This is a genomic window from Streptomyces cinerochromogenes, assembly GCF_014648635.1.
GTDB classification, from domain to species: domain Bacteria; phylum Actinomycetota; class Actinomycetes; order Streptomycetales; family Streptomycetaceae; genus Streptomyces; species Streptomyces cinerochromogenes.
Genome location: NZ_BMRM01000004.1, coordinates 435,688 through 454,954, shown reverse-complemented (window position 1 = coordinate 454,954; position 19,267 = coordinate 435,688). Strand labels below are relative to the sequence as shown.

The following is a 19,267-nucleotide window of genomic DNA, read 5'->3' as shown; positions in this document are numbered from 1 at the left end:
TTCCCTTCGGTCTTGCGTTTCCGACTCTATCAGATCTTTTCTCGATCCGATTTCCTCGGTGCTTTCCAGGTTCTCGCTCTCGCGTTTCCCTTTCCGGCGGTTCCGACTCTATCAGATCCTTTCGGCGTCTGACTCCCAGTCAGGGGGGCTTGTCTTCCCGGCCGTTGGGCCGTTCCGACGCCTCAAACCCTAGCGGATCCGTCCGGCGATTCCCAATCGGGCCGCCGTGTCCCTATTCGAATTGAATTCGGGCGCGCCGAAATCAACCCGTTCGGGAGATCGTGCTGGTGGTTTGGGGTGCCGCTCGCGCGGCGTGAGGTGTTGTCGCAGAAGCGTTACGCCTCCGTGGCAACCCGAAGAACTTTACGGATCGGGCAAGACCGTGTCAACATCCGCTGTCAAGATCTTTTAATCCAGGTCGCTGAGCCGGCCGCCGGCGTCCGGCTGGGCGTGCTCGACCCTGCGCAGGAGGCGGGTCAGGACCTCGCCGAGCACCACGCGCTCCGTGGGAGTGAGGTCCTGGAGCAGGTCCTCTTCGAAGACCGTCGCCAGGCGCATCGCCTCGAGCCACTTCTCGCGGCCCTCCGGCGTCAGCTCCACGATGACCCGGACGCGGTTGGACTCGTCGCGCTCCCGGGTGACCAGTCCCTCGGCGACCATGCGGTCGATCCGGTGGGTCATCGCGGCCGGAGTGAGGCCGAGCCGCTTGGCCAGGTCGCTGGGGCCGAGGCGGTACGGGGCGCCGGAGAGGACCAGTGCCTTGAGGACCTCCCACTCGGCGCTGCTGATGCCGAGGGCGGCGGTCTGGCGGCCGTACGCGACGTTCATGCGGCGGTTCAGCCGGGACAGGGCCGACACGATCTTCTCGACCTGGGGGTCGAGGTCCTGGAACTCGCGCTGGTAGGCGGCGATCTGTTCTTCGAGTGTCGGCTCCGTGACGCCGGGAGTGTCGGCCATGGGCGCAGTATGACACGCCAGCCCTTTGCCTTGAAGTCCTTGATTGTGTAGTCTTTAGCTTCGAACTTTAGCTTCGAAGTCTTCAGGTCTAACTAGTGAGAGAGGTGAACGTGACCAGGGCGATGGGCGCAGCGATGCGCCGGATCCACGTGGGCAACGCACTCAGCGCGTTCGGGCTCGGCTTCACCGTCCCCTACCTGTACGTCTATGTGGCGCAGGTGCGGGGTCTGGGAGCCATGACGGCGGGTCTCGTGCTCGCCGTCTTCGCCGTGGCCGCGCTGATCGTGCTGCCGTTCGCCGGCCGGGCGATCGTGCGCCGCGGCCCGCTGCCGGTTCTGCTCGCCGCCCTGGTGACCGCCGCCCTGGGGGCGCTGAGCCTCGGTCTGGCGGGGTCCGCCGCGACCGTGCTGCTGTCCGCGGCGGCGCTCGGCGCGGGGCAGGCCGTGATGCAGCCGGCGCTGGCCACGATGATCGTGGACTGCTCCTCCGCGGACACGCGCTCGCGTGCGTTCGCGATGCAGTTCTTCCTGCAGAACCTGGGGCTGGGTGTCGGCGGCCTCATCGGCGGCCACCTGGTCGACACCACGCGCGTGTCCTCCTTCACGCTGCTGTTCGCGATCGAGGCGGCGATGTTCCTGCTGCTGGTCGGCGTGCTGGCCACCGTGCGGATGCCGCACTCGCCGCGCCTGGCGGACGCGCCCGCGCGGTCGGCGAAGGGCGGCTGGAAGCAGTTGCTCGGGAACCGGGCGATGGTGCAGCTGTCCGTGCTGGGCTTCGTGCTCTTCTTCGCCTGCTACGGGCAGTTCGAGTCGGGGCTGAGCGCGTACGGCGTGGAGGCGGCCGGGATATCCACGTCCGCTCTGGGGACGGCGCTGGCCGCGAACACCCTGATGATCGTGGTCGCCCAGTTCGCCGTGCTGAAGCTCGTGGAGCGGCGGCGCCGGTCCCGGGTCATCGCGGTGGTCGGTCTGATCTGGTCGGTGGCCTGGCTGGCCGCCGGGTTCGCGGGGCTGGGACACGGCAGTCAGGAGATGGCCACGGCCGCGTTCGTGTCGACGTACGCGCTGTTCGGGCTGGGCGAGGCGATGCTGTCGCCGACGGTCGCGCCGCTGGTCGCCGATCTGGCGCCGGAGGGCATGGCCGGTCAGTACAACTCGGCGTTCGCGCTGGTCAAGCAGCTGGCACTGGCCGTCGGTCCGGCGGTGGGGGGTCCGCTCGGGGCCTCGCTGCACGGGCCGTACATCGTGACCTTCCTGCTGTTCTCGCTGGGGATCACCTTCCTGGCGCTGCGGCTGGGCCGGCAGCTCACCCCCGTACAGGACCGGCCGTGGCTGGCGCGCGGGACCCGGGTGGTCACGCGCGGTGGGGCACCCGCGGAGCCGGTGGGCGCGGAGGCGTAGGCACCCGCCTCTTCGGACGCACCAGGAGGGTCGCCGGTCAACGGGTCGCCCTCGTCGGGACCGCCGCGGGGTCGTCGGGACCGCCTCGCCGTATGCCGCGCGGGGCGGTACGGCCCCCGGTCAGGGTTTTGGCTCCGGCAGGACGAACTCGCACCACACCGCCTTTCCGCCGCCGGGGGTGCGGCGGCAGCCCCAGCTGGAGGCGATCGTCGCCACGATCGCGATGCCCCGGCCCGACTCGTCGCCCGGTTCGGCGCGGCGGCGCCTCGGCAGGTGGTCGTCGCCGTCGGTGACCTCGACGATGAGGCGACGGTCGGTGCGGCGGAGTCTGAGCCGCATCGGCGGGGTGCCGTGCTGGAGGCTGTTGGCGACCAGTTCGCTGGTGGCGAGGACACCGAGGTCGTGGAGTTCGGCGGGGAAGCGCCAGCTGGTGAGGACGCCGGAGGCGAAGGCACGCGCGCGGGGGGCCGCTTCGACACCGCCGAGGAGTTCCAGGCCCGCGTTGCGGAACAGGTCGCCGTCGGGCCCCGTGCGCGCCGGGTGCTGGAGGACGAGGACGGCGACGTCGTCGTCGTGGTCGGCGGTGACGCCGGCCGAGCGGACCAGGCGGTCGCAGACGACCTGCGGGGTGCCGGTCGCGCCGGCGAGAGCGGCTTCGAGCGCGGCGATGCCCTCGTCCAGGTCGGCGTCGCGGCGCTCCACCAGCCCGTCGGTGTAGAGGACGGCGGTGGAGCCGGGGCCGAGGGCGATGGAGCCGGAGGCGTGGATCCAGCCGCCGGTGCCGAGCGGTGGGCCGGTGGGTTCGTCGGCGCGGGAGACCGTGCCGTTCTCGTCGCGGACCAGGATCGGCAGGTGGCCGGCGGAGGCGTACACCAGGCGGCCCTCGTTGGGGTCGTGGACGGCGTAGACGCAGGTGGCGATCTGGTTGGCGTCGATCTCGGCGGCGAGGCCGTCGAGGAGCTGGAGCACCTCGTGCGGGGGCAGGTCGAGACGGGCGTAGGCGCGGACGGCGGTGCGGAGCTGGCCCATGACGGCGGCCGCCCGCACCCCGCGGCCCATGACGTCGCCGATGACCAGGGCGGTGCGGCCGCCGCCGAGGGTGATCACGTCGTACCAGTCGCCGCCGACCGCGGCCTCGGTGCCGCCGGGCTGGTAGGTGGCGGCGATGCGCAGGTCGTCGGGCTGTTCCAGTTCCTGTGGGAGCAGGGAGCGCTGGAGGGTGACGGCGGTCTCGCGCTGGCGGCGCTCGCTGGCGCGCAGCCGTTCGGCGGCCTCGGCGTGGTCGGTGACGTCCGTGGCGAACACGAGAACGGCGCCGCCGCCGGCGTCGTGGTCGCCGTCCTCGGCGACGGGGGTGCAGGTGAAGGTGTACGAGCGGCCGTCGACGGCCTTGCGGGACTTCAGGGTGCGGGGCTTGCCGCTGCGCAGCACCTGGTCGAGGAGCGGGAGCAGGCCCAGCTCGGCGAGTTCGGGCAGGGCCTCGCGGGCGGGGGCGCCGGTGGGGCGGGTGCCGAAGGCCGTCGCGTAGGCGTCGTTGACGTAGGCGATGCGGTGGTCGGGGCCGTGGACGAGGGCGACGAGGGCCGGGACGCGGTCCAGGACGTCACGCGCGGGCAGTTCGTCGACGGCGGGCACCGGGGATGTGCCGTCGGCGGGCTGTTCGGCGCGGGCCGCGGGCACGGAGCCCTCCCCCCGTCTCTCCGGGGAGACCGCCGTCTCGGTCCGCGCGGCGGCGCGGCGCTGCGTTCCGGGGAGCCGGGCGCTCCAGCGCGTGAAGTTCACTTGGGGAAAGCCTCATGGGTGCTAGGGCGGGCGGGTGCCCGTCCGACGTCGTAGGGCAGTCTGGCAGGGAGCGGGCCGCGGCGGGCGACAACCGTCAGACGCCGGGGCGGGCCGTGGAGTTCCTGGGTCCGGTCAGGACGACCCCTTCGGGTCGTCGGAGGGGCTGTGAGGAGGCTTTCCACCGGCCGCGAGTTCGAACTCCGCACGGGGGTGTTCGAGTGAACCGAGCGAGACGATCTCCCGTTTGAAGAGTCCGGCGAGGGTCCACTCGGCGAGCACGCGGGCCTTGCGGTTGACGGTGGGCACCCTGCTGAGGTGGTACGCGCGGTGCATGAACCAGGCAGGGTAGCCCTTCAGCTTGCGCCCGTAGACCTGCGCGACGCCTTTGTGCAGGCCGAGGGAGGCGACCGAGCCGACGTACGCGTGCGCGTACGTCTGAAGGGGTTCGCCGCGCAGGGAGTGGACGATGTTGTCGCCGAGGACCTTGGCCTGGCGGACCGCGTGCTGGGCGTTGGGGGCGGTCTCGGCGCCGGGTTCGGCGGCGGTGACGTCGGGTACGGCGGCGGCGTCGCCCGCGGCCCAGGCGTGTTCGGTGCCGTCGACGGTGAGCTGGGCGGTGCAGCGGAGCCGGCCGCGGTCGGTGCGCGGCAGACCGGTGGCGGCGATCAGCGGGTGCGGTTTGACGCCGGCCGTCCAGACGACCGTGCGGGTCGGGAAGCGCTGGCCGTCGCTGAGGACGGCGACACGGTCGGCGCAGGACTCCAGGCGGGTCTCCAGCAGCACCTGGATGTTGCGGCGGCGCAGCTCGGTGACGGTGTAACGGCCCATCTCGGGGCCGACCTCCGGGAGGATGCGGTCGGTGGCCTCCACGAGGATCCACTTCATGTCCTCGCGGCGGAGGTTGTGGTAGTACCGCGCGGTGTAGCGGGCCATGTCCTCCAGTTCCGCGAGGGCCTCCACGCCCGCGTAGCCGCCGCCGACGAAGACGAAGGTGAGGGCGGCGTCGCGGATCGCGGGGTCGCGGGTGGAGGACGCGATGTCCATCTGCTCGATGACGTGGTTGCGCAGGCCGATGGCCTCCTCGACGGTCTTGAACCCGATGCCGTACTCGGCGAGGCCGGGGATGGGCAGGGCGCGGGAGACCGAGCCGGGGGCGAGCACGAGTTCGTCGTAGCCGAGGAGTTCGCTGGCGCCCTCCTCGGCGGTGGCGAGGGTGGTGACGGCGGCGGTGCGTACACCGTGGTCGATGGAGGTGACCTCGCCGACGACGACATGGCAGTGGTCGAGGACCCGGCGCAGCGGTACGACGACGTGGCGCGGGGAGATCGAGCCCGCCGCGGCCTCGGGGAGGAACGGCTGGTACGTCATGTAGGGGTCGGGAGTGACGACGGTGATCTCCACCTCGCCCCGCCTCAGCTCGGCCTTCAGCTTCCGCTGGAGGCGCAGGGCCGTGTACATCCCGACGTAGCCGCCGCCGACAACCAGAATGCGCGCACGTTCCTTCACCATCCCATGACGCACCCGACGCTGGTGTTTGTCCACAGCCCCGGCAATTTGTGTGACCGGCGGCCGGGTGTACGCAGGGGCGGCCGCGGTGCCCGTGCGGGACGAAAGGGAGCAGGTCAGCAGGGGCGGAGCACAGGGTACGAAGGGTGGGAATCGGGACGTACACGCCCCGTACTCCGATCGAGGGGCGCATTGTGCGGAACCTGCCCCTTCTGAATTGACTTCCTCTCAACTATGTTCGTGTGTCGACGAGGTGTAGGGAATGTGGTCGAACGGGTCCGCGACGGGTGGGTCCGGTCGGGACCGATGCCACTTCCGCGCACTTCGGATTCAGTGGCGGGGAGAGTCTCCGGGGGAGACGTCATTACCGGGGGAAACACATGCATGTTCAGGACACGCATTGGGCATCCGCAGCCGCCATCGCGGCCGGTGGCAAGGCGATGACCGCGGCGGGGGGCAACGGGCGCGCGGACGGGGCGCGCACCACTCCGCTGCGGGTGGACGCACAGCGCAATCTGGAGCACGTGCTGCGTGCGGCGCGTGAGGTGTTCGGCGAGCTGGGGTACGGCGCGCCGATGGAGGACGTGGCGCGGCGCGCCCGGGTCGGGGTCGGCACGGTGTACCGGCGCTTTCCCAGCAAGGACGTGCTGGTCCGGCGGATCGCCGAGGAGGAGACGGCACGGCTGACCGAGCAGGCCCGGGCGGCGCTCGGGCAGGAGGACGAGCCGTGGTCGGCGCTGTCGCGGTTCCTGCGGACGTCGGTGGCGTCCGGGGCGGGACGGCTGCTGCCGCCGCACGTGCTGCGGGTCGGCTCGGCCGGTCCGGCCGAGTCCGTCGGTGCCGGGTCGGCTGGTTCAGCCGGGCCGGTCGAGGCCCGGGTGCCTCAGCAGCGGGTGCAGCCGGGCGGGCCCGAGCTGCGGCTCGTGGCGGAGGAGGCCGCGGTGGTGGCCGACGACGCGGGGGCCGGGGCGCTGCTCGATGTGGTCGGGCAGTTGGTGGACCGGGCTCGGGCGGCCGGTGAACTGCGGACGGACGTGTCCGTGGGTGACGTGCTGCTGGTGATCGCCACGGCGGCGCCGTCCCTGCCGGATGCGGCACAGCAGGCCGCCGCGTCGGCGCGGCTGCTGGACATCCTGCTGGAGGGGCTGCGGTCCCGGCCGGCGTAGGTCAGGGGGGCGTCGGGCCGCGCCGGCGGCGGGGTTCACCTGGTTCCCACCAGTACCGCGGGTACCGAGTACCGCGCGTACCGCAGTACCCCTGGTACCTCAGGTGCTGCCCGTACCACCTGTACCACCCGTACCACCCGCGCGGTCATCGCAGTGGGGTGGTGCGGGTGGCCCCGGTGGTGCCGAGGGGTGTACCGGCCGTCGGCCGAGCCTTCCCCGGGGGCGCCGTGACGTCCTGGCCGGCTGCTGCGGCGGCAGGCCTTCCCCGGGCGTGTTCGAGGGGCGTTCGGAGTTCCGGGGGAAGTCCGCTCGGATGAGTGGATGGGGTGTGCGGCAGGGGGGCCGGGAGAAGCCGTTGTGGCACTCTGAGCCGGTGACGGGTTGGGCTTGGCCGGTGTCGGGGGCTGTCGGCGATGAGCGTTGACGGATGGGACGAGTCGCACGGTGACGACGGGGGCGCGGAGAGCCCCGGACTGGCCTCACCCCACGTACCGAACCAAGGCGACCGCCCTGCTTCCTCCGCCGCCCCCGGTCGCGGCGGCGGAAGCGTGCCGGCGCAGCGTGAGGGCAGCGTGCTGCCGCCGCCCCGGGAGATGCCGCCCGCCGACGGCGAGCTGATCGAGCGGATGCGCGGCGGTGACGACTCCGCCTACGAGGAGCTGTACCGCAGGCACGCGGATGCGGTCCGGCGGTACGCGCGCACCTGCTGCCGGGACGGTCACACCGCCGACGACCTCACCGCCGAGGTGTTCGCCCGGATGCTGCAGGCGGTGCGCGGCGGATCCGGGCCCGAACACGCCGTACGGGCCTATCTGCTGACCTCGGTGCGGCGCGTCGCCGCCCACTGGACCAGATCCGCCCGGCGCGAGCAGCTCGTCGACGACTTCGCCGTCTTCGCCCAGCAGGCCGCCCGGACCCCGGAGGCGTCCGCCGGCACCGCGTTCATCGGCTCCGAAGCGGGTCTCGATCTCGGAGCCGACGTCCGCGCCCTGCACGAGGCCGAGCAGTCCATGGCCCTGCGGGCCTTCCGCTCGCTGCCCGAACGCTGGCAGGCCGTGCTGTGGCACACGGAGGTGGAGGACGAGTCCCCGAGCGAGGTGGCCGTCCTGTTCGGGCTGGACGCCAACGGCACCCGGGTGCTCGCCAGCCGCGCGCGCGAGGGGCTGAAGCAGGCCTATCTCCAGGCCCACGTCAGCGCCACCCTCACCCATGACGAGGAGTGCGCCCGCTACGCCGACCAGCTGGGCACCTACGCCCGCCGCAAGCTGCGCGTCCGGGCCGAGCGGGGCCTGCGCAAGCACCTGGAGGAGTGCGCCAGGTGCCGGCTGGCGGCGGCCCAGATCGAAGAGGTCGCGAGCGGCATCCCCGGTGTCGTACCGGTCGCGGTCATCGGCTGGTTCGGGACCGCCGGGTACGCCAAGGCCCTCGGGATCGTGGCCGGCAGCGCCGGGGCCGGGGCGGCCGGGGCCGCCGCCGCGGCCGGAGGGTCGTCCGGCGGCGCGTCCGGCGCGGGTGGGGCCGCGGCCTCCGAGGGGCTCGGGGCACCGGTCAAGGCCGGGATCGCGGCCGGTGTCGTCGCGGTGGCCGCCGCCGCGGTCGCGCTGGCCCTGGTGAACGACAGCCGTCCGGCGAAGGAGGTCGCCCGGCCCGCGCCGTCCGCCACCGTCGTCCGCCCCGGGACACCCCCGCCCGCACCGCCGAGGACACCAGCCCCCTCGCCCACGCCGGCGACCGAGTCCCCGGCCCGGCCCGCGGTCCTCGCCCCCGCACCGCCGACGCCCACCCCCACGCCCACCCCGACGCCCACGCCCACGCCCACGCCCACGCCCACGCCCACTCCCACCCCGAAGCCCAGGCCGAGACCGGCACCGAGACCGACGCCGACGCCGACGCCCACTCCGCCGCCCGCCCCCGCCGTCTACGAGCTGAGCGACCTGCGCTTCGACGTCACCGGCGACGGCACCCGGCCCGAGATCGCGCTGGGCGAGAGCAGCTGGGTGTGGCAGCGGTACGGCATGTCGATCGGCGGCAGGCAGTACGCGCGCGGGGTCACCGTGCACGGCGAGTCCTCCGTCACCATCGCCCTCAACCGGCAGTGCACCGCCTACGACGCACTGGCCGGCGTCGACGACATGACACTCGGCCTCGGCAAGGTCTTCTTCTCGGTCTACGCCGACGGGGTCCCGCTGTGGCGGTCCGGCGTGGTCAGGGGCCGCGACCAGGCCGTGCCCGTCCATGTGGACCTCACCGGGCGCAGGACCGTACGGCTCGTGGTGCAGCCGCACGGCAACGCCTTCGACGAGGCGGCGCCGGCGGACTGGGCCGAGTCCCGGTTCACCTGCCGGTAGCCGGGCCCGGGCGGCCCGCGGCTGTCGCCGTCACGGCGCCCAGCTCCTCCAGGACGTCCGTCACGCCCAGGGTCGCGCCCCGGGCGCACTCGGCGGCGTACCGGTCGGCCGGGAGCGCCGCGCGGGCGCCGGCGCGCACCCGGGCGGCCTCGCTGCGCTCCGGCTCGGGACGCCCGCGGCCGTCCCGCCAGTGATCCGCGGCGGCGAACAGCCGCAGCGCGCCCGGGAGATCGCCCAGCCGGGCCAGCAGCCCGGCCGCCACGTCCACCAGACCGGCTGTGATCGACTCCGCGCACCGGTCGGCCACGGCCCGCCGCAGGGCGTCCGCCAGGATCGGCAGCCCCTGCGCCGCTCCCGACTCGGCCGCCACGAGCAGCGCCTCGGTCTTCCGCAGGTCGGCCACGAACTGCGGGGGCGGGGCGCCGTCCCCGATCAGCGCGCACGTCGCGTCGTACAGCTCGCGTGCGAGGACCGGCTGTCCGTCGTGCAGGGCGATGTGGGCGCGCATCAGCAGGACGAAGGCCCGGGACTCCGGCAGCGCGTACCGGTCCGCGGCCGCCCCCGCCTCGTCCAGGGCGGCCAGGGCGGCCTCCCGGTCACCGGAGCGGTAGGAGATCTCGGCGAGCCGGGCGATCAGGAACGGCGACTCGGCGTGCGCGCCCACCTCGTGGGCGAGTCGCAGCGCCTCCTCGTACTCGTCGCGCGCCTCGTCGTACCTGCCGCGGGCCATGGCCGCCTCGCCGGCCGCGCTGCACACCTGCGCCCGCACCCAGCGGTCGCCGACGCGCCCGCCGAGCATCCGCAGCTCGGCCAGGTCCTCGTCGACGCCGTGCAGGTTGCCCGGCGAGTCGACGGTGACGTGGGCGCGGTACATCAGGGCGACCGCGACCTCCCAGTCGCCGCCGTGACGACGGCAGTTGTCGAGCGCCGCGGTCAGGTCCGGGCGGAGGTCCACCGGGCCGCCCAGGTAGTAGGCGGTCAGCGGCCAGACGACGCCCGGGAGGCGGGCGGCCGGGGGGCCGCCGGCCTCGTAGGCCGCCCGCACGCGCGCGAGGTACTCCACGGCACGGTCGTCGGCCGCGAGGTTCTCCGCGTCCGTCTCCGAGGTGAGGAACAGGTCGAGCATCCGCAGGTCCATCCGCAGCTCGCGCAGCGGGTGCCCGGCCTCGCCGTCGGGGGAGGCGAGGAAGGCGCCGACCGGGTCCGCGGACTCCGCCCGGGCCATCGCCTCGCCGGCCGGCGTGCCCGGGGGCAGGGCGTCCAGGGCGGCGCCCAGGCGGAGCACCTGCCGTACCCAGGCCACCGCCTCCTGGCGGTGGTTGCGCAGCCACCAGAACCAGCCGATGGCGAGGACGATGGCGCCGGCCTCCGCCTCGTCGCCCGCGCGCACCGCCCGGTCCAGGGCCGCGCGGATGTTGTCCAGCTCGGTCTCCAGGCGGGAGATCCAGGGGAGCTGGGCCGCCGACCGCAGCTGCGGCTCGGCCTCCTCCACCAGCGCCCGCACCCAGGCGCGGTGGCGCCGCTCGGCCGCCGCGCGCAGTCCGGGAACCTCGGCCGCGCGTTCGGTGGCGTAGTCGTGGATGGTCTCCAGCATGCGGTAGCGCATGCCGGTCCCGGAGCCGGTGCCGTCCGGGTCGTGCGGGGCGGCGACGACGAGGGACTTGTCGACCAGCGCGCCGATCAGGTCGGCCGCCGGGCCGGTGCACACGGCCTCGGCCGCCGCGAGGTCCCAGCCGCCGGCGAACACCGACACCTCGCACAGGACCGTCCGCTCCCGCTCGTCCAGCAGATCCCAGGACCAGTCGACGACCGCGCGCAGGGTCTGCTGGCGGGGCAGGACCGTGCGGCTTCCGGAGGTGAGCAGCCGGAAGCGGTCGTCCAGGCGGTCGGCGATCTGCCGGGGGGTCAGCAGCCTGAGCCGTGCGGCGGCCAGCTCGATGGCGAGCGGCAGCCCGTCCAGGCGGCGGCAGATCTCCGCCACGGCCTCGGTGTCGCCGAGCACCGCGTCGGCGTCGGGACGGACGGCCTTCGCGCGCTCGGCGAAGAGGCGGCGCGCCTGCTCGGGGACGAGGGGCTCGACCGGGCGCACCGACTCACCGGGGACGCCGAGGGGTTCACGGCTGGTCGCGAGGATCGTGAGCCCGGGGCAGCGGGTGAGGAGGGTCTCGGCGAGGGCGGCTGCCGCGCCGATGACGTGCTCGCAGTTGTCAAGGATCAGGAGGTGGCTGCGCGGTGCGCAGTACTCGATCAGCAGGGCCGTGGGGTCGGCCTGCGGGGTCGCCAGGTCGCCCGTCAGCAGCACGGTCTCGCGCAGGCCGAGCGCGCTGACCACCGCGCCGGGCACCGCCTCCGGCCGGTCGAGCGGGGCCAGCTCGACCAGCCAGGCCGAGTCGAGCGGGGCGGCGGCCTCCTCGGCGAGGCGGGTCTTTCCGGAGCCGCCCGGCCCGGTGAGGGTGACGAGGCGGGCCCTGCGCAAGTCGGAACGAATGGCGTCGAGTTCTGGTTCCCGCCCGACGAAGGACGTCAGGCGGGGGCGGAGGTTCCCGGTGCGCTCGGGCGGCTGGGCGGGAGGCCGCGCCGCCTGGCGCCACGGGTGCTCGGGGTGCTGCGGGTGTGCGGAGTGCTCCGGGTGCCCCGGATACCCCGGGTGCTCCGGATGTCCGGGGTGCTCCCGGTGCCCCGGGTGCCCTGAGTGCTCCTGTCTCAGCAACGACGCGTGCAGGGCCTTCAGTTCCGGGCCGGGGTCGGTGCCGAGGGTGTCGGCGAGGGTGCGGCGGGCGGACTCGTAGGCGGCGAGGGCGTCGGCCGGGCGGCCCGAGTCGCGCAGGGCGCGGATGAGGAGGACGTGCAGCGGCTCGTCGTAGGGGTGGGCGGCGGTCAGTTCCCGCAGCTCGGGTACGGCCTCCTGGGCACGGCCGAGGGCGAGGGCCGCGGCGGCGCGGGCGCGGGTCGCCTCCAGCCGCAGGGCGTCGGGGCGGGCGGCGGCGGTGCGGTCGGGGAGGTCGGCGAGGGCCGGGCCGTACCAGAGCGCGAGGGCCTCGGTGAGGGTGCGGTGGGCGGTGGCCGGGTCGCCGGCGGTGAGGGCCTGGGTGCCGGTGCGGGTGAGGCGTTCGAAGACGTGCAGGTCCACGTCGTCCTCGGTCGCTTCGAGGCGGTAGCCGCCCGGGCCGGAGGCGATGGTGTGCCTGCCGAGGGCACGGCGGAGACGGCCGACGAGGGCCTGGAGGGCGGCGTGGGCGTCCTGGGGCGGGTCGTCCGCCCAGACCTCGTCGACGAGGATCTCGGGCGCGGCGGTGCGGCCGGGGCGGAGGGCGAGGGCGGCCAGGAGCGTGCGCAGGCGTTGGCCGCCGATGGGTACGGGGGTGCCCTGGTCGTCTGCTGCTTGGGTTACGCCCAGGATTCTGTACCGCACCTGGTCATTGTGGCGGGGGTGCGGGGGATGGGGCACGGGGGTTTCCGTGTCGGGGCGGAACCGCGCAGCCGGCGGCACCCCACGGACGACGGAACCGCGGGTCCCCAGGGGCACCGGGAACTGCGTGATCAGCCATGGCGGTCCCGTGGCCCGACGAGGGGCGCGGGCCCCGGACCGCTCACGCCCCCGGCGTCAGCGCGCTTCTGCGCGGCTGGATCCCCGAAGGGACCGCACGGGAGCGTGTCGGCGTGCCCGTCCAGCACGTGCCGCGGCGGGAGAGGAGGCGGCGGAGCCAGAGTTCGAGGGAGACGAGGTCGGCCAGGCCGTCCAGCGGGAGGGGCTCGCCCGCCGCGGCGGAGCGGACGGCCTTGCGGACGACGCGGGCCTCGACCAGGCCGGCGTCGGCCAGCAGGGGGGTGGAGAAGAGGTCCAGGAGGGGGTCGGCCGCGAGCCGCAGCCCCGCGCGCGCGGCCGCCGCCGTCGGGGCGTGGGAGGGGGCGCCCCAGCCGGGCGGGAGGTCGGTGATGCCGGCGCCTTCCAGGACCGTACGCAGGATGGCGGCGCGGGCGCCCGGCTGGACGCGCAGGGCCTCGGGGAGGTCGCGGCAGGCCCGGACGACCTGATTGTCGAGGAACGGCGCGTGCAGGCGCTGGGAGCGGATCTGCGCGGCCTGTTCCAGGACGCGCAGATCGGCCGCGTGCCGGGCGAGTGCCGCACGCGCGCGGTAGTCGCCGGGGCGCTGTGCGCCGGTGCCGGAGCGGTCCGCCTCCGCCTGCAGCAGAACCGATACTTCAGCCAATGCCTCCCCCGTCAGCCAGCGGGCCGCGGGCCCGGGTCTGGCCCAGGTCAGCGCGGCGAGGGACGCACCGACCGCCCCCTTGGGTTCGTCGAACCGCCGCCGCATCAGCCGCTCGGCCAGCACCTCCAGGCCCGCCCGGTAGGGGGTGCGGGCGAGGCGCCGGGCCGCGCCGTACACGCGCGCGGGGACCAGCACCGAGCCGTCCGCGCGCGCGAGCGCGGCGACCGGCCGGACCAGGTGGCGCCGCCGGCGGTCGACCAGGAGGTCGGCGAGGCGGGCGGGGTGGGCGTCCAGGACCTGGCGGGCGCCGTGCCCGGTGAAGTGGTCGGCGCTGCCGGCGGCGAGCCGCGCGCGGTGCCGGGCCGCCAGCACCAGGGAGGGTCCGGGCTCGTCGGTCAGGGGGCCGTCGAGGTCGGCGTACGGCAGGGTCTCCTCGCCGCCGGTGACCACGACGTGGTGCAGCCGGGGACTCGCGGCCAGGGCGCCGGCGCGTTCCAGTTCGGCCTCGCGGCCGGCCACCGTCAGATCGTTGAACGTGACGGCGAGGAGGCGTTCCCCCGCGCCCGTGCCGTGGCCCAGCAGCGTGCCGGGTCTGCCGGGCAGCCCGGCGGCCAGCAGCGCGAGGGTGCCGGAGGCGGGGCCGCCGGAGAGGTCGGCGCCGACGCCGGGGACCGGCATCCCGCGCGCGGCCCGCCGCTCGGCCGGTCCCATGCCGGGTACCGGCCCGGGGTCCAGGTCGGGCACGTGCCGGGGTGCCGCCAGCCGGGTGCGGACCGCTTCCACGAGTGCGTCGCGTACGGCGTCCACGGCGCGGTCGGGATCGGCCGGCGGCGCGGAGACGGCGAGCGAGGCGACCGGCTCGTACCCGGCGATCTCCCGCGCTCCGGCGCGCAGCACCAGGGCGTGCCCCGGCGGAAGTCGCCGTACGCCGTCGTACGGGGTGGTGTCGCGCAGGGCTGCCGGGACGTCCGGGGCGGCCAGCAGGGCGGCGAGGTGGGTGAAGTCGAGGTTGGCCTCGATGAGGTCGGCGAGGGGCAGCGCGGCGGTGGCGTAGGCGGTGCCGCCGGCCCACGGGGTGTGGAACACCGGCCGGGCGCCCGCGAGGTCGCCGCAGACGGTGATGCGGCGGCCGGCCTGGACGACGGCCGTGTAGCTGCCGGGCCAGGTGGTCAGGTGGCGCACCGCGCCCCCGCGCGCGGTGACGAGGCCGCGCCGCAGTTCCTCGTCGGTGGCGCCGCAGATGCCGAGCACGGCGATCCGGTGCTGCGCGTCGGCGTGGACCACGCGCACCTCGTCGGGGCGCCAGTCGCCCACGGCCCACAGCGGATCCGGGTCGCCCCACAGGAGTTGGGAGCCGACCGGGTGCAGGGTCTCGCCGTCGTACCCGATGGCGCCCGCGGATCCGATCCCGGCGGTGCCCGCGGCGGCGCTGCTCCACCCCACCAACCACCGCATGGACGCCTCCACAGGCTGTGGACAACCAGTGCACCGTACGAACTGGACCCCATGCTGCCACGAAGGGCGCACCGGAGGCGGTCGGCGGCACCGCCTTCGATCGGGGGAAGTTCGTGCGGCGGGCCAGGGGAGTTGACCGGCAAAGAGCGGGTGCCGGCCGGTCGGCACCGGGGTGGCGTCCGGTCGGCGCGGCGCGAATGCGCCCCCTGTGCGCTCCCCCAAACCGCCCTTAGCGCCCTCAAGTTGGGTGGTCGCGGCGGCAGTTGGCCCCATCGGGCAGGGGTCGGTTTTCGGCCAAATAAAAGACGGTGTCCGGGGTTTGAGCACGCTCCGTACAGGACTGCGGAGCGCGCGGCGGCGCACACGCGCGCACGGTCCGGGAGGCGGGCATCGCCTCCCGGACCGGTCCGCCACCCGCGGGGATGAAGGTGGCGGTGTCCCCCAGCCCACTGGATCCAGTACAGCGGGCCGACCCACGCAAGAGCCATGGAACCGCTCCCCCGGTGGCCGGAGAAGAGCGCACGGACGGGCGCACGGCCACACGGGCGGGGGCACGCGGCGACAGCCCGTGCACGGTGCGTACAGGGCCGCACTGCCGTACGGACCACAATCCCGCCATCCGGAACAATGCCCCTTAACGCTTGGGATGCGGCGAACTACGCTGGGTTTACGAATGCCGCGTGGTTATGCCAGTGCGGCAGCCGTCTGTGTCGAGGGGTGGCGCATGTCCAGGGAGCAACGCGGGCCGAACGAAAAGCTCGGCACCGTTCTCGCCCTCGCGGGAATCAGCAACGCGGGACTCGCCCGCCGCGTCAACGACCTTGGCGCGCAACGCGGGTTGACGCTTCGCTACGACAAGACGTCCGTGGCGCGCTGGGTGTCGAAGGGCATGGTGCCGCAGGGTGCGGCGCCACACCTCATCGCGGCCGCCATCGGCCAGAAGCTCGGCCGCCCGGTGCCGCTCCACGAGATCGGCCTGGCGGACGCGGATCCCGCGCCCGAGGTGGGCCTCGCCTTCCCCCGGGACGTGGGACAGGCGGTCAAGTCGGCCACGGAGCTGTACCGCCTCGACCTCGCCGGCCGCCGGGCCGGCTCCGGCGGCATCTGGCAGTCCCTCGCCGGGTCGTTCGCAGTGAGCGCATACGCAACGCCCGCCTCACGGTGGCTGATAACCCCCGCCGACAGCTCGGTCGCGCGGGAGGCGGGCTCCGCGGAGGGGTCCGGCGCACCGATCAAAGTCGGCCACAGCGATGTGCAGAAACTGCGCGAGGCCGCCGAGGACGCCCGGCGGTGGGACTCCAAGTACGGCGGCGGGGACTGGCGTTCGTCGATGGTGCCGGAGTGCCTGCGGGTGGAGGCGGCACCGCTGCTGCTCGGCTCCTACTCCGACGAAGTGGGCCGCGCCCTGTTCGGCGCGTCCGCCGAACTCACCCGGCTCGCCGGCTGGATGGCCTTCGACACCGGGCAGCAGGAGGCCGCGCAGCGGTACTACATCCAGGCGCTCCGGCTCGCGCGCGCGGCGGCGGACGTCCCTCTCGGGGGGTACGTCCTCGCCTCCATGTCGTTGCAGGCCACCTACCGGGGCTTCGGCGACGAGGGCGTGGATCTCGCGCAGGCGGCCCTGGAGCGCAACCGGGGGCTGGCGACCGCGCGGACGATGAGCTTCTTCCGGCTGGTCGAGGCGCGGGCCCACGCGCGCGCGGGAGACGCGCAGGCGGCCGGCGCGGCGCTGAAGGCGGCGGAGGGCTGGCTGGAACGGTCCCGTCCCGGCGACAACGACCCCTCCTGGCTGGGTTTCTACGGCTACGACCGGTTCGCCGCGGACGCCGCGGAGTGCTACCGCGATCTGAAGGCGCCGCGGCAGGTGCGGCGGTTCACCGAGCAGGCGCTGTCGAAGCCGACGGAGGAGTTCGTGCGGTCGCACGGGCTGCGGCTGGTGGTCTCCGCGGTCGCCGAGCTGGAGTCCGGGAATCTCGACGCCGCCTGCGAGCAGGGAGTGCGGGCCGTGGAGGTGGCCGGGCGGATCTCGTCGGCGCGGACGACGGAGTACGTGAAGGATCTTCTGCACCGGCTGGAGCCGTACGGGGACGAGCCGCGGGTGGTGGAGCTGCGGGAGCGGGCCCGTCCGCTCCTGATGGCTCCGGCGTAGTGCCGCGCCGCTTCGGCGCATGCCGGGCCGATGTGACCAGGCGACCGCGGACGGTCCGTGGCTTGCCGCGCCCACGCGGTGGAGCCGCAGGTCGACACGGTCCCGCGCCCCTGAGCGGTACCGCCGTGCACCGGTGTTTGAAGCCACTGTCAGTGGCGCAGTGCACTATCGGGAGTGGAGGTGGTGCTCGGTGCGGGCCGGGGCGTACGACTGTGATGTGCTCGTGATCGGTGGGGGCATCGTCGGGCTGTCGACGGCGTATGCGATCACGCGTGCCGCGCCCGGCACGCGCGTGACCGTGCTGGAGAAGGAGGCCGGGCCCGCCCGGCACCAGACGGGGCGGAACAGCGGGGTGATCCACAGCGGGATCTACTACCGCCCGGGCTCGCTCAAAGCGCGGTACGCGGTGCGGGGCGCCGCCGAGATGGTGAAGTTCTGCGCCGAGTACGGCATCGCGCACGCCGTCACCGGCAAGCTGATCGTCGCCACCGACCGGGAGGAGCTGCCCCGGCTGCACGCGCTCGTGCAGCGCGGCCGGGAGAACGGCATCCCGGTGCGCGAGCTGGGGCCCGCGCAGATCACCGAGTACGAACCGGAGGTGCGCGGCCTCGCCGCGATACACGTCGGGACGACCGGGGTGTGCGACTTCGTGGGCGTCGCCCGGGAGCTGGCGCGGGCCTCCGGGGCGGAGATCCGCTACGGCGCCCAGGTGGTCCGGGCGGACCGGCGGCCGGAGCGGGGCGTGGCCGTGCTCACCGCGGCCGGGGACGTCGTCCGCGCGCGCGTGCTGGTGAACTGCGCCGGGCTGTACTGCGACGAGGTCGCCCGGCTGACCGGCGACGATCCCGAGGTGCGGATCGTGCCGTTCCGCGGGGAGTACTACGAGCTGGCGCGGCCGGAGCTGGTGCGGGGGCTGGTGTATCCGGTGCCGGACCCGGCGTTCCCGTTCCTCGGCGTGCACCTGACCCGCGGCATCGACGGCGGCGTGCACATCGGGCCCAACGCGGTGCCGGCGCTGGCCCGGGAGGGGTACGGCTGGGGGGTCGTACGGCCCCGGGAGCTGGCCGGGACGCTGGCGTGGCCGGGGTCCTGGGCGATCGCCCGGCGGCACTGGCGGTACGGGGCGGGGGAGCTGCGGCGGTCGGTGTCCCAGGGGGCGTTCCTGGAGGCCGTGCGCAGACTGCTGCCCGGCGTGGAGGCCGGGGACCTGGTGCCGGCCCCCGCCGGGGTGCGGGCGCAGGCGGTGCTGCGGGACGGGACGCTGGTGGACGACTTCCTCATCCGGGAGGGGGCGCGGGCGGTGCACGTGCTCAACGCGCCGTCCCCGGCGGCCACGGCGTCCCTGCCGATCGGGCGGGAGGTCGGGCGCCGGGCGCTGGAGATGCTCGGGAACCTCGGCTGAGCGGGTTCCCGCGGAGAGCGCCGTAAAATCTGTCGTACTGTGTCTGACTTTCTCAACGCCCCCGAAGCCGCCTCGCCGGCCCCCCACTCCCCCGGTGCCCCCGTCCGGCACACCCGGGCCAAGGGAGAGCCGCGTTTCCCGGACGGGCCCAAGGCGGATCCCGCCGGGTCGCACTTCGAGCGGCGGATCCGGAGCTTCCAGCCGCGCCGGAGCCGGGTGACGGCCGGGCAGGCCGACGCGCTGCAGCGGCTGTGGCCGAAGTGGGGGCTGGACATCGACGGGCAGCGGGTGATCGACCTCGCCGAGCTGTTCGGGAACGACCGTCCCGTGGTGCTGGAGATCGGGTTCGGTATGGGTGAGGCCACCGCGCAGATGGCCGCGGGCGACCCGGACACCAACATCCTCGCCGTCGACGTGCACACCCCCGGCCAGGGAAACCTGCTGGGCCTCGCCGAGCGGAACGGCCTGTCCAACGTCCGGGTCGCCAACGGCGACGCGATCATCCTGCTCCGGGAGATGCTCCGCCCGGACGCGCTGGACGGGCTGCGCGTCTACTTCCCCGACCCCTGGCCCAAGAAGCGGCACCACAAGCGGCGGCTCATCCAGCCCGAGTTCCTGACGCTCGCCGCGACCCGGCTGAGGCCCGGCGCGATCGTGCACTGCGCGACGGACTGGGAGCCGTACGCCGAGCAGATGCTGGACGTGCTCACCGCGCATCCGGACTTCGAGAACACCCGGCCGGACGGCGGTTTCTCCCCGCGTCCCGCGTTCCGTCCGCTGACCCGTTTCGAGGGGCAGGGACTGGACAAGGGACATGTGGTGAACGATCTGTTGTTCCGGCGCGTACCGCACAGGACCGCCGAGCAGGACCGGTAATCCGCTCCAGCCCCT

11 protein-coding genes are annotated in these 19,267 nt (G+C 74.3%); 6 read left to right on the top strand and 5 right to left on the bottom strand.

Annotated elements, in window-relative coordinates; genetic code table 11:
* Positions 1–408: 408 nt before the first annotated feature.
* On the bottom strand, positions 409–957 hold the full coding sequence (locus tag IEZ20_RS11130) for a MarR family winged helix-turn-helix transcriptional regulator (protein ID WP_189296976.1): 549 nt from the start codon (positions 955–957) through the stop codon (positions 409–411).
* Positions 958–1,067: 110 nt separating this feature from the next.
* On the opposite strand from IEZ20_RS11130, the gene IEZ20_RS11125 reads away from it, so the two are divergent.
* Positions 1,068–2,357 (top strand): MFS transporter, encoded by a 1,290-nt coding sequence (locus IEZ20_RS11125; protein WP_229896011.1) that lies wholly within the window; start codon positions 1,068–1,070, stop codon positions 2,355–2,357.
* A gap of 120 nt (positions 2,358–2,477) precedes the next feature.
* Here the strand turns inward: IEZ20_RS11125 and IEZ20_RS11120 are convergent, their stop codons facing one another.
* Together IEZ20_RS11120 and IEZ20_RS11115 are read right to left on the bottom strand one after the other, a co-directional pair.
* The gene (locus IEZ20_RS11120) at positions 2,478–4,139 is read right to left on the bottom strand and encodes an ATP-binding SpoIIE family protein phosphatase (RefSeq protein ID WP_189296974.1); all 1,662 of its coding nucleotides are present in this window, start codon (positions 4,137–4,139) and stop codon (positions 2,478–2,480) included.
* Between the two features lie 132 nt (positions 4,140–4,271).
* The gene (locus tag IEZ20_RS11115) at positions 4,272–5,648 is read right to left on the bottom strand and encodes an NAD(P)/FAD-dependent oxidoreductase (RefSeq protein ID WP_189296972.1); all 1,377 of its coding nucleotides are present in this window, start codon (positions 5,646–5,648) and stop codon (positions 4,272–4,274) included.
* Positions 5,649–6,025: 377 nt separating this feature from the next.
* Between IEZ20_RS11115 and IEZ20_RS11110 the strand changes: the two genes are divergently transcribed.
* Both IEZ20_RS11110 and IEZ20_RS11105 read left to right on the top strand, forming a co-directional pair.
* The gene (locus IEZ20_RS11110) at positions 6,026–6,811 is read left to right on the top strand and encodes a TetR/AcrR family transcriptional regulator (protein WP_189296970.1); all 786 of its coding nucleotides are present in this window, start codon (positions 6,026–6,028) and stop codon (positions 6,809–6,811) included.
* A 413-nt stretch (positions 6,812–7,224) separates the two neighbouring features.
* The gene (locus tag IEZ20_RS11105) at positions 7,225–9,159 is read left to right on the top strand and encodes a sigma-70 family RNA polymerase sigma factor (RefSeq protein WP_189296968.1); all 1,935 of its coding nucleotides are present in this window, start codon (positions 7,225–7,227) and stop codon (positions 9,157–9,159) included.
* On the opposite strand, the gene IEZ20_RS11100 is transcribed toward IEZ20_RS11105, so the two are convergent.
* The gene (locus IEZ20_RS11100; protein ID WP_189296966.1) at positions 9,146–12,571 is read right to left on the bottom strand and encodes an AfsR/SARP family transcriptional regulator; all 3,426 of its coding nucleotides are present in this window, start codon (positions 12,569–12,571) and stop codon (positions 9,146–9,148) included. The genes IEZ20_RS11105 and IEZ20_RS11100 overlap by 14 nt on opposite strands.
* 178 nt (positions 12,572–12,749) lie before the next feature.
* Positions 12,750–14,825 carry an asparagine synthase-related protein gene (locus IEZ20_RS11095; protein ID WP_189296963.1) on the bottom strand — a complete coding sequence of 692 codons (2,076 nt, stop codon included), beginning with the start codon at positions 14,823–14,825 and terminating at the stop codon, positions 12,750–12,752.
* Positions 14,826–15,549: 724 nt separating this feature from the next.
* Between IEZ20_RS11095 and IEZ20_RS11090 the strand changes: the two genes are divergently transcribed.
* The 3 genes from IEZ20_RS11090 (at position 15,550) to trmB (ending at position 19,252) form a co-directional block, all read left to right on the top strand.
* Entirely contained in the window at positions 15,550–16,974 is a 1,425-nt protein-coding gene (locus tag IEZ20_RS11090) for an NsdA family TPR-like regulatory protein (RefSeq protein WP_189296961.1), read from the top strand.
* Between the two features lie 190 nt (positions 16,975–17,164).
* Positions 17,165–18,376 carry an L-2-hydroxyglutarate dehydrogenase gene (lhgD, locus tag IEZ20_RS11085; RefSeq protein ID WP_189296959.1) on the top strand — a complete coding sequence of 404 codons (1,212 nt, stop codon included), beginning with the start codon at positions 17,165–17,167 and terminating at the stop codon, positions 18,374–18,376.
* A gap of 39 nt (positions 18,377–18,415) precedes the next feature.
* Entirely contained in the window at positions 18,416–19,252 is an 837-nt protein-coding gene (gene trmB / locus IEZ20_RS11080) for a tRNA (guanosine(46)-N7)-methyltransferase TrmB (protein ID WP_189296957.1), read from the top strand.
* Positions 19,253–19,267 lie beyond the last annotated feature (15 nt).

Coding starts and splice junctions, on each gene's coding strand:
- IEZ20_RS11095 (WP_189296963.1), bottom strand. CDS start 14,825: ATGCGGTGGTTGGTGGGGTGGAGCAGCGCCGCCGCGGGCACCGCCGGG.
- IEZ20_RS11115 (WP_189296972.1), bottom strand. CDS start 5,648: ATGGTGAAGGAACGTGCGCGCATTCTGGTTGTCGGCGGCGGCTACGTC.
- IEZ20_RS11090 (WP_189296961.1), top strand. CDS start 15,550: ATGTCCAGGGAGCAACGCGGGCCGAACGAAAAGCTCGGCACCGTTCTC.
- IEZ20_RS11110 (WP_189296970.1), top strand. CDS start 6,026: ATGCATGTTCAGGACACGCATTGGGCATCCGCAGCCGCCATCGCGGCC.
- IEZ20_RS11105 (WP_189296968.1), top strand. CDS start 7,225: ATGAGCGTTGACGGATGGGACGAGTCGCACGGTGACGACGGGGGCGCG.
- IEZ20_RS11130 (WP_189296976.1), bottom strand. CDS start 957: ATGGCCGACACTCCCGGCGTCACGGAGCCGACACTCGAAGAACAGATC.